This is a genomic window from Streptomyces sp. NPDC053755, from assembly GCF_040677675.1.
In the GTDB taxonomy this organism is placed as follows: domain Bacteria; phylum Actinomycetota; class Actinomycetes; order Streptomycetales; family Streptomycetaceae; genus Streptomyces.
The window spans coordinates 1-9832 of sequence record NZ_JBFASK010000069.1 but is presented as its reverse complement, the minus strand read 5'-3'; the positions used below and the strand labels follow the sequence as shown (position 1 = coordinate 9832).

The 9832-nt window shown below is 71.7% G+C and carries 8 protein-coding genes; 5 read left to right on the top strand and 3 right to left on the bottom strand.

All coding sequences use genetic code 11. The features are described from left to right. Positions 1-158: 158 nt before the first annotated feature. Complete coding sequence (locus AB0K65_RS32025) at positions 159-704, bottom strand: NUDIX hydrolase (RefSeq protein WP_365722761.1); 546 nt, start codon at positions 702-704, stop codon at positions 159-161. A gap of 145 nt (positions 705-849) precedes the next feature. On the opposite strand from AB0K65_RS32025, the gene AB0K65_RS32020 reads away from it, so the two are divergent. Genes AB0K65_RS32020 through AB0K65_RS32010 form a run of 3 tightly spaced genes read left to right on the top strand, consistent with a single transcriptional unit; the run spans position 850 to position 3900 of the window. Next, positions 850-1989 (top strand): hypothetical protein, encoded by a 1140-nt coding sequence (locus AB0K65_RS32020; RefSeq protein ID WP_365722759.1) that lies wholly within the window; start codon positions 850-852, stop codon positions 1987-1989. Further along, entirely contained in the window at positions 1986-2906 is a 921-nt protein-coding gene (locus tag AB0K65_RS32015; protein ID WP_365722757.1) for an aminotransferase class IV, read from the top strand. The genes AB0K65_RS32020 and AB0K65_RS32015 overlap by 4 nt, the downstream gene beginning before the upstream one ends. A 55-nt stretch (positions 2907-2961) precedes the next feature. After that, complete coding sequence (locus AB0K65_RS32010; RefSeq protein ID WP_365722755.1) at positions 2962-3900, top strand: phosphotransferase; 939 nt, start codon at positions 2962-2964, stop codon at positions 3898-3900. Between the two features lie 94 nt (positions 3901-3994). Here the strand turns inward: AB0K65_RS32010 and AB0K65_RS32005 are convergent, their stop codons facing one another. After that, positions 3995-4744 carry a methyltransferase domain-containing protein gene (locus AB0K65_RS32005; RefSeq protein WP_365722753.1) on the bottom strand — a complete coding sequence of 250 codons (750 nt, stop codon included), beginning with the start codon at positions 4742-4744 and terminating at the stop codon, positions 3995-3997. 321 nt (positions 4745-5065) lie between these two features. On the opposite strand from AB0K65_RS32005, the gene AB0K65_RS32000 reads away from it, so the two are divergent. Next, positions 5066-6370, top strand: coding sequence for an MFS transporter (locus tag AB0K65_RS32000; protein ID WP_365722751.1), 1305 nt, complete (start codon positions 5066-5068; stop codon positions 6368-6370). A 73-nt stretch (positions 6371-6443) separates the two neighbouring features. On the opposite strand, the gene AB0K65_RS31995 is transcribed toward AB0K65_RS32000, so the two are convergent. Beyond that, complete coding sequence (locus AB0K65_RS31995) at positions 6444-8366, bottom strand: primary-amine oxidase (RefSeq protein ID WP_365722749.1); 1923 nt, start codon at positions 8364-8366, stop codon at positions 6444-6446. Between the two features lie 255 nt (positions 8367-8621). Here AB0K65_RS31995 and AB0K65_RS31990 point away from each other — a divergent pair, with 255 nt between their 5' ends. Beyond that, positions 8622-9656 carry an alcohol dehydrogenase catalytic domain-containing protein gene (locus AB0K65_RS31990; protein ID WP_365722747.1) on the top strand — a complete coding sequence of 345 codons (1035 nt, stop codon included), beginning with the start codon at positions 8622-8624 and terminating at the stop codon, positions 9654-9656. The last annotated feature ends 176 nt before the right edge of the window (positions 9657-9832 follow it).

Here is a 9832-nt window from a genome sequence, read left to right as displayed (position 1 = left end):
ACACCCAGAAAACGGCACATGTCACACACCAGAACCCGCCAACAACCAAACCCCCTCATGGGCAGCCGTGTTGGCAGTCGCCGACGTGCGGGCGGCGCTCAAGACGCTTTTCCAGCAACCGCGTTGGGCCGCTGGCGCGCGGCGTGACGGGACGGATCTCACCTCGTCGGGCGCACCAGGCCGCGGGACTGCGCGAGGAGGAGGGCGGTGAGCGTCGACGCGTCCGCGCCAGTCCCCTGGGCGGCCTCGGCGACGAGCGCGTCCAGCGTGGTCTCGACCGTGCCCTCGCGCGGCGCGGCGACCTCGGCCCCGAGGGCGGCGTAGGCGTGGGTCACCTCGTTCGAGCTTCCGGGGCTGTTGAGGAACCGGCCGAGGAAGACGGCGCGCTCGCACCGCGCCCCGATCTCCTCGAACATCTCGCGCAAGGCCGCCTGTTCGGGCGTCTCGCCCTCGTCGATCCGGCCGCCGGGCACCTCGAGGACCACGCGGTCGAGAGCGATGCGGTACTCCGACGACACCAGGACGGTGCCGGCGGCGGTCACGGGTACGGCGATGGCACAACCCGGGTGGTCCTGGAAGTGCCATGTGGAGGTCTCGGTCCCCTCGTGGAGCACCGCCTCGACGACGTCGAACCACGGGGAGAGACGATGGCGTCGGCGCTCGCCGATCCGGCGGGGGACCGGCTGGTGATCCGGTGGCGTCATGGGTTCTCCCGTGCCTGGCCGAGGGCCGTTCGTCCGTGCGCGACGGCGCCATCGTCGCACGCTCTCCCCACGCCCCGGAGGTGCCTGTCACGATCACGGTGCTAGTTTTCGATGCGTTGCAGGGACTCGGGAGGCAAGCGAGCGAATGACACGGCACGGACACTGGACCAGCGGCGTGGGTGGTGTCGGCGGCCGGGCGCCGCTGCGGATATCCCTCGCGGGCGGCGGCACCGATCTCCCCGATTACTCGGCCGAGTTCGGGGGAGACGTCGTCGCGATGGCCATCGACGCCGAGATACGCATCCACTTGACCGAGGCGGCCGAGCGGTCCGAGACACGGTGGTCGGATCACACGGGAGACCTTCCCGGAGACCCCGTGCTCAACGACCTGGTCGCGTCCCTCCTGCGGGCCCATCCCCACTGGGGGCGGCGGCCCTGGAGGATGACGAGCACCTCCGGTGCCCGGGCGGGCGCGGGCCTCGGATCGTCGGGAGCCTTCCTCGTCGCCTTGGCGGGCCTGCTCCACCCCGGCGCCGGTCCCGCCGAACTGGCGCGCACGGCCTACGCCTGGGAGCACCGGCACGCCGGCCGGATGGTCGGACCGCAGGACTCCTACGCGTCCGCCCACGGCGGGCTCGGAGCGATCGAGATCGGGACCGGCGGAGCCGTCCACGTCTCCCCCCTGACGCCGCACCCCCACGCGGCCTCGTGGATCGACCACAACCTGCTGCTGTTCGACACGGGCGGCAGCCGCGACGCCTCTCGGATCGTGGCGTCGGCCAAGCGGGACGCCGACCGGACCGCCCGGTCGGACGGGCGCCCCGGAAGGCCCACGCGCCGGGTCGAGCAACTCCACGCGATCCGCACCCTGGTCGCCCCCTTCCGCAAGGCCCTGGAGGAGGGCGACGTCGAGCGGTTCGGCCCCCTCCTGACCGAGAACTGGACCCTCAAGTCGGCTCTGGGACGCGGCATCTCCACCCCCCGCGCCGAAGAGCTGCTCGCCGGCTGCCTCGCCGCCGGAGCCCAGGGAGGCAAGCTGGTGGGCGCCGGCGGCGGGGGATACGTCCTGGTCAGCGTCCCCGACCGGGCGCTGCCCGCCGTACGGGCGGCCATGGCCCGCGCGCACGCCCCCGAACTGCCGTTCCGCCTGTCTCCCCACGGCGTCCGCACCGACGACTCGGTCACCCTGCCGCCGGCGCCGCGTACCGCGGCAGAGAGCCCGCGCGTCGCCTCGACCACCACCGCGAACCCTGCGCCCCCGCCGGGGGAGAAGGAGCTGTCATGAGCCTGGAGAAGCCGACCAAGATCTGGTGGAACGGCGCGGTGAGCGACTGGCGGGACGCCGTGGTCCACGTGACCACCGAGACCGCCATGCGGGGCGTCAACGTCTTCGAGGGCGTGATGGCGTACAAGATCGCCGACCGCTCCGAGCACGCGGTGATCGCCCTCGACGAACACCTCCGGCGTCTCGCGCGCTCCGCCGCGCTGCTGCACCTTCCGCTGCCCCACTCGCTCGACGAGCTCCGGCAGGGCGTGCTCGACCTGATCCGGGCGGAACCGAGCGAGCTCGACCTCTACATACGCCCGACCCTGTACCTTGAGAGCGGCGCCTACACGGCGGACCCCGAGCGCATGCGCATGGGCGCGTACATCACGTCGTACACCCGCGAGCGCGCGCCCCTGCGGAGTGTGCGCCTCGTCAGCACCCCCTGGACGCGCGTCGACGACCCCGCCTTCCCCGCCCAGGCCAAGAGCGGCGCCGTGTACTCCGCCTTCCGGCTCGCCCGCATGGCCGCGTTCCGTGCCGGAGGCGACGAGCCGTTGCTCCTGAACGCGCGGGGCACCGTGGCGGAGACCGCCGGAGCGGCGGTCATGGCGGTGTTCCCCGACGGTGTCGTCAGTCCGCCGCCCGAGGACGGAGCGCTCGACAGCATCACCCGTGCCGTCCTGACCGACCTGCTGCGAGACGACTTCGGCCTCAAGGTCACCCAACGCTCCCTTCGTCCGCAGGAGTTGCACGAGGCACAGGAGGTGTTCCTCTGCGGCACGCTCGACGAGGTCGTCGAGGTCTCCGCCTTCGACGGCGTCCCCCTCGGGCACGGGGCGGACGGCCTCGCCCGCCGGCTGTTCGACAGGTATCGCGCCGTCTGCACCGCGGCCGACGCCACCGCGTCCCCCCTCCGCACTCGCGTAGCGTGGTGAGCGTTCCTGCGCCGCGCGGGGCCCGACCCGACAACCCCCTAGAGAAGGTGGCCTGATGCACGTCCCCACTCATGACGACGCGACCCGTCTCCTGCACCGCTGGACGGGCGGGGCGGAACCCCGGCTGCTCGGCCAGGGGATGGAAGGGCTCGTCTACGAGATCGACCAGGACCGGGTCGCCAAGATCTGGTTCGGCGAGTCGGAGGCTGCCCTGCGGCGGACCCGGGAGTTCTACGACGCGCTGGCCGGAAGCCCCTTCGCGTTCGCCGTCCCTGGGATCCAGGAGATCCAGGTCGTCGAGGGCCGGTGCGTCACGATCGAGCGGCGGCTCGCCGGCACCACCATGGCCGACCATCTGGAGGCCGGTCGCATGACCGGCGACGAGGCCAGGTCGGCCTTCGTCGACGTCCTCGCCCAGCTGGCCGCGAGCGGACCGCTGCCCGAAGGACGGGCCCTGTCCGTCATGGACGAGGAGGTCTCCCTCTACGACGCCGCGGAGGACTTCCCGCAGGCCCTCCACGCACTCGCCGAGCGTCGTGCGGAGCGCTTCCGCGACGTGCTCGCCCCCGCCGTCGAGGACCTCGACAAGAAGCTCGACGCGTTGCGGACCCGCCTGCGCGAGATCGACAGCGGACGGCGGTCCGTCATCCACGGCGACCTGATCCTGGGCAACATCCTCGTCGACGACGCCGGCACCCCCACCGCGGTCCTCGACTGGGGCTTCTTCTCGACCGAGGGCGACCCGGTCTTCGACGCCGCGGTGGCGGCCTCCATCTTCGACATGTACGGCGAGCACGCCCTGGAGACCGAACTCGACCTCTACGGGCGGATCGAGGAGCGCCTGGGCCATGAGCGCGAGGCGCTCCTCGTCTACCGCGCGGCGTACTCCCTCATCACCGCGAACGCGTACGACGCCGAGGGCAAGGACGGTCACTTCGCCTGGTGCGCCGCGGCCCTGAACCGGCCCGACGTCGTGCGCGCCCTCCTCGGCTGAGGAGGACCCCGCTCCGGGGGGTGTCGTGCCGATCAGGCCGGATCAGGGAGCGGCGCCGGCTGTTCGCGACCCTGCGGGACCGGCGCGACGCCCCCTACGGCCTGGCACCGGCGAGCGGACGACGGGCCCGCAGCACCGCCCGTTCGCTCGTCGGGGTCAGCGTCCGCCCGTGCTCGTCGTGCGCGGTCACCCGGTCGAAGCCCAGCCGTACGGCGAGCGACCGCAGCTCCGGGATGCCGTAGCGGCGGACGTGGTACGCGCGGCGGGTGGAGCGTCCGCCCACGACGACCTCCTGCTCGGTGACCTGCCGCCCCAGCAGGGGGTCGTAGTGGTGCCACTCGCGCAGGACGTCGTCGCCGTGGCTCTTCTCGGTGTAGCCGTCGAAGGTGCGCCCGAAGGCGTCCCAGTGGCGGCTCTCCACCAGCAGGCGGCCGCCGGGCTTCAGGGCTCTCAGGGCGGCGGACAACGTCGCCTCGTCGTCGGACTCCTCGTAATAGCCCAGGGAGGTCGACCACACCAGGACGACGTCGAACTCCCCGTCCACCCGGGGGTCTCGCATGTCGCCGTGCAGATACGTCGCTCCCTTGTGGCCCTCCTGGCGCGCGATCTCCAGAAGGTGCTCGCTGGAGTCGATTCCCACGACCTCGATGCCCCGCGCCGCGAGGCCGTTGGCTATGCGGCCGAAGCCGCAGGCGAGGTCGAGGACGCGCATCCCGGGACTCAGCTCGCCGAGGAGTCCGATGGTGTCGAGTTCCTGGACCTCGGCCTTCTCGGAGCGGTAGCGCCGCCAGAACCGGTCGTAGTCGGCCTCGAACGCAGGATGGGGCTGTGGTTGCTCGGGCACGTTCCTCCCACTCGCAGAATGGGGCCTCGCGAGAACGGGCCCCATGGTGGATGTCCGTCGAAACGACGTTACCAAGAGCCTCCCGGACCACCCACGAGCTGTGTGTACGATCCTGATCGACCGCCACCCGTACCGCGACACCTGGGCGTTGACGCGTGCCGCCGCGAAGACGGTCGTGCGATCCCGCACCATGAGCGCCGTCCGGGGCACACGGACCGGAGAGCCACCGCGGGCTCGGAACGGTGGGACGCCGACGCGTTCCGTGACGACATGGTTCGGCGATGCCGGCCCGCGCTGTGAGGCCGACCTGCGGGAGACGAGATGACCGAGCAACGTACGACGACGGCGGAGCCGACGCCGCGCCGGCGGCTGCCACGCGCCCTGACCCCCTTCCGGAACCCCGGATACCGACGCCTGGCCTTGGCGTTGGCCTTCTCCACCTTCGCCGCGGGCGTCTGGGCGGTCGCCCAGGTGTGGGAGGTCGTGCGGATCGGCGGCGGGCCGGCCCAGCTCTCGGTGGTGTCGACCTGCGCGGCCGTCGGCGTCCTGCTCCCCGCCCTGCTCGGGGGCGTCGTGGCCGACCGGGTACCGCAGAAGCTGATCCTGCTGGGCGTCGCCGGAGTCGAACTCGTCGGCATGGGAATCGTCGCGGTCCTCGCGCTCGGCGGCTCCACCCAGCTGTGGCATCTCGCCGCGGTCGCCCTGGTCACGGGGATGGCCCACGCCTTCTACTACCCGGCCTACAACGCCTGGCTGCCCGCCCTCGTCCCCGAGCGGGACCTGATGGCGGTCAACGGCTTCGAGGGCATGGTGAGGCCGACGATCGGCCAGGCGATCGGCCCCGGCGTGGCCGGCGTGGTCGTGGGGGCCGCCTCGCCGGCAGCGGCGCTCGGGATCGCGGCCGTGGCCTGCCTGGCGGGACTCGTCGCCCTGGCACTGGTGCCGCTGACGCCGGTGCGCCGCGAATCCGGCGACGAACCGGACCCCGCCGACCCGGTCCGCTCGGCCGTGGCCGACATGCGCGAGGGTTACGGCTACGTGGTCCGCACACCCTGGCTGCTCGCGACCCTGCTGTTCGCCTCGGTGATGATCCTGATGATGGCGGGACCGGTCGAGGTGCTCATCCCGTTCCTGATCAAGGACCGGCTGGGGGGCGGGGCGAGCGATCACGCCTGGGTGATGGCCGCGTACGGCATCGGCGGGGCGGCCGGCTCGCTCGTCATGGCATCCATCCGCATGCCACGGCGCTACCTCACCGTGATGAACCTGATGTGGGGCACCAGCTGCCTCCCCCTGATCGCGGTCGGGTACGCCCACCACATCGGCGTGGTGATAGCGGCCGCCTTCCTCCTCAGCGCGCTCTTCGCCGCGTCGTCCGTCATCTGGGGCACCCTGCTGCAGCGCCGGGTCCCCCCGCACATGCTCGGTCGCCTCGCCGCCCTCGACTCCTTCGTCTCCATCAGCCTGATGCCGGTGTCGATGGCGCTGGCGGGGCCGGTGGCCGACGCCATCGGCACGCGCACCACCTTCGTGATCGCCGCGGTCGTCCCGGGCGTCGCGGCCGTGCTGGCGACGGTGTGGGCCAGGCTCCCGGCCGACGAGGTCGCCCACCCGCTCAAGGACTGAAGGGGCGCCGCGGCGGGCCCGCCGGCGGGCCGCCGCGCCGAGGCGACGGCAGCCCGGCGGGCCGAGGACCTCCCTACGACCCGTCGCCGTGACAGTGCCCACCGCTGCCGCTGGGCGGCACGTCGAGGGTGGGGTTGCGGTCGAAGAAGCCGACCGGCTTCAGGGTGAAGCCGGAGCTGTCCACGGGCATGATCGGCCAGTCCTCGGGCCGCGGCCAGTGGGTGAGGCCGAAGGTGTGCCACAGGACGACGTCCTCGCCGTCGATGGAGCGGTCAGCGCTCGTCCAGGCCGGCAGCCCGGCGCCCCCGGCATGCTGGTTGACCAGGTGCCCCGCCGGGTAGCGCTCGTCGTCGGCGTGGCGGGTCACCCAGAGGTGGTGCCGGGCGAACGCGGCACGGGCGGCGATGGAGGACTGTTCGTCCGCGAGCAGCGTCGGCAGCCCCTCGGGAACGAGCGCGTAACCGACCTCCTGACCCAGGTGGTTGACGACCTCCGGGTTGACGACGTGCCACTCCCTGTTCAGCGCCGGGTTCGCGCTCCGCCGCGCTTCCCGCTCGGAGCGCAGCCGGGTCGCCCGGCGGCCGAAGGCGTTGCCGTGCGGGTTCTCATCGCTCATCGGGAACCGTACGACCTCGACCTCGTCGACGGCGTTGCGGTGTCCGTCCACCGCCATGTCGAGCCGCGCGCAGAAGAGGTGCTGGTGGAACGGGGCGCCCAGGCCGGGAGCGATCTCGCTGGTGTAGGCGCCGCGCTCCTCCTGGTAGCCGGACGGGAAGACGATCCCGGTCGCCTTCGCCTCGAAGCCGATCTTGCCGTCGAGGTACAGGTACCAGTAGAAGCCGTAGTCGTAGTTGCCCACGGTGGTGAAGAAGGAGATGACCAGGCGTCGCTGGCGGCGCGTCTCGTGCACTCCGACGAGGAGGTCGGTGTGCTTCCACAGCACGCCGAAGTCCTCCTCGTGCATGCAGATGGTGTGGGGGATGGTCAGCGGCTCGCCGGCCTCGTCGGCGATGACCGCGTCGATGTAGTGGATCTCGCCGAGGCAGTCGCACCCCAGCTCCAGGGGGTTGGCGTACCTGCCGAAGAGGTACTCGCCCTGATCGAAGTAGTTCTGCCAGAAGCGGGTGGGGGAGGGGTCGGCGTACGGGACGATCATCTCGGCGATCGAGGCGCGGTGGATCACGGAGCGGTCGCGGTCCTGCGCCGTGTCGAAGAACGAGATGTCGTGCAGGGTCAGCCCCTCGCGCATGTTGTAGCCGAGCCGGAGCGTCCAGTTCTCCCAGCGGACGAGGTTGTCCTCGACCGTGAAGCTGACGCCTTCGGGCTGGGTGATCTCGATGGGTTTCATCGACGTGCGGTGCGACCCGGTGTAGGCGGGGTCGTGGAAGTTCCCGGGATCCTGCGGCACCGGCACCACCGCGTGGTCGATGACCTCGCGCACCCGCTTCTCCGTCAGGTCGACATAGGCGACCAGGCCGTCGATCGGGCGGCCCCAGGGCAGGTCGTGCTTGTGGGGCTGGTCGAAGCCGAAGGCGCGGATGATGCGGTGTCCGGCCTCGCCCTCGATGTCGTAGTGGCCCGCGGACAGCGATGTCGCGAGCACGGTCTCCGTCGTGAGGCCGCGCCGGGCCAATGCCTCCCGCCACCGGGAATCGCCGTCCAGGATCTCCTGCACGGCCACGAACTCCTCGTTGAGGATGGGCAGCTGGGCATGGCGCGTGTCCAGTCGCTCGAAGGAGTCGACGGTGCCGCGGGTGAGGGAGACGAGCGCTTCGAACGACGCGCCGTCCGCCCGGTCCAGGAGCTGGACGCGCAGGATCCGGTCGACCGGAGAGCCGGGGACGAAGGCTCTCAGGCTCGCCTTGCCGGGCTCCTCCGGGATGACGGAGACGAAACGCACGGAGGGACCCAGCCGTCCGTCCGCCTCCAGGATCGCGCGGACCGCGTGCACCTCCTCCGCGGTGAGCATGGCGATCGGGTGGGTGGGCGGTGTCACGGTCGGAGCGCGGTGAGACACGAGAAGAAGCAGCACCTTTCAGCGAGGGGTCGGGGGTGGGGAGAGGCGCCCGAGGCGCCACTCGGCGGGGGCGGACCGGGTCCGGTCCCATCGAGGGCCGGGGGCGGCCGGTGAACCGGCACCCGGCCCAAATCTGCCATGCCCATGACACTACCCACCCGAAGCCGGTTCGAATGATCGTTCCGTGGGCACGAGTTCGGGGACCACGATAGACCGACGTGATCGGAAAGACTGATGCGAGCGACTGTGATGTTCGGTGCCGGCGACGTCCGTGTGGTGGATGTCGCCGACCCGCAGCTCAAGGAGCCCACTGATGCCGTCGTGCGTGTGCTGCGCTCGGCGATCTGCGGCACCGACCTGCTGCACTACGGCGCCATGCCCCCCGACGAACAGGGCATGCGCATCGGCCACGAGTTCCTCGGAATCGTCGAGGAGACCGGCTCGGAGGTCTCCGGGCTCACGGCCGGCGACCTGGTCGTCGCGCCGTTCATGTACGCCGACAACACCTGTTCGTTCTGCGGTGAGGGGCTGCACACCTCCTGCGCGCGCGGCGGCCTGTGGGGCCTGGACGGCGTGGACGGCGCGCAGGGCGAGGCGGTGCGCGTACCGTGCGCCGAGGGCACACTTGTCAGGCTGCCGGTCCCGGCCGACTCCGCCCTGCTGCCCTCACTGCTCACGCTGGCCGACGTGTTCGCCACGGGGCACCACGCCGCGGTGACCGCCGGGGTCGGGCCCCGGAAGACCGTGACGGTCATCGGCGACGGCGCCGTCGGCCTGTCGGCGGTGCTCGCCGCGAAGCGGCTCGGCGCCGAGGAGATCACCTTGATGGGCCGCCACACCGAACGCACCGACCTGGGGCGCGCGTTCGGCGCCACGGCGGTCATCGCCGAGCGCGGGGAGGAAGGCGTCGAGCGTCTGCGGGAGGCGACGGGTGGCCGGGGCACGCACGCCGTCCTGGAGTGCGTCGGCAGTCTGACCGCCCTGGAGACGGCGTTCGGCGTGGCCCGGGACGGCGGCACCGTGAGCAGGGTCGGCGTGCCGCAGTACCTGGAGGGCCCGGTCGGCTTCGACGTCTTCCACCGCAACGTCACCCTGACCGGGGGCGTGGCGCCCACCCGGGCGTACATCGAGGAGCTCCTGCCCGACGTCCTGGAGGGCAGGGTCGAGCCAGGCCGGGTCTTCGACCGGACCATCAGCCTGGAGGAGACGCCCGAGGGCTACCGCGCGATGGCCGAGCGGACCGCGCTCAAGGTGCTCGTGAAGCCCTGACACGACGGCGCGATCACGTCCCGGCTGTCGCATCCCGTAGGTACGGGCGCACAATTGCCGGTCCGGGCATACGGGTTGCGCCGTGTGTTGCCTGATGGCCCGCCAAATGCGCTGATGTAAAAGACATTTGCCCGTTGGCGGGTTCTGGTGTGTGACATGTGCCGTTTTCTGGGTGC

Coding starts and splice junctions, on each gene's coding strand:
- AB0K65_RS32000 (WP_365722751.1), top strand. CDS start 5,066: ATGACCGAGCAACGTACGACGACGGCGGAGCCGACGCCGCGCCGGCGG.
- AB0K65_RS32025 (WP_365722761.1), bottom strand. CDS start 704: ATGACGCCACCGGATCACCAGCCGGTCCCCCGCCGGATCGGCGAGCGC.
- AB0K65_RS31990 (WP_365722747.1), top strand. CDS start 8,622: ATGCGAGCGACTGTGATGTTCGGTGCCGGCGACGTCCGTGTGGTGGAT.
- AB0K65_RS32015 (WP_365722757.1), top strand. CDS start 1,986: ATGAGCCTGGAGAAGCCGACCAAGATCTGGTGGAACGGCGCGGTGAGC.
- AB0K65_RS32020 (WP_365722759.1), top strand. CDS start 850: ATGACACGGCACGGACACTGGACCAGCGGCGTGGGTGGTGTCGGCGGC.
- AB0K65_RS32010 (WP_365722755.1), top strand. CDS start 2,962: ATGCACGTCCCCACTCATGACGACGCGACCCGTCTCCTGCACCGCTGG.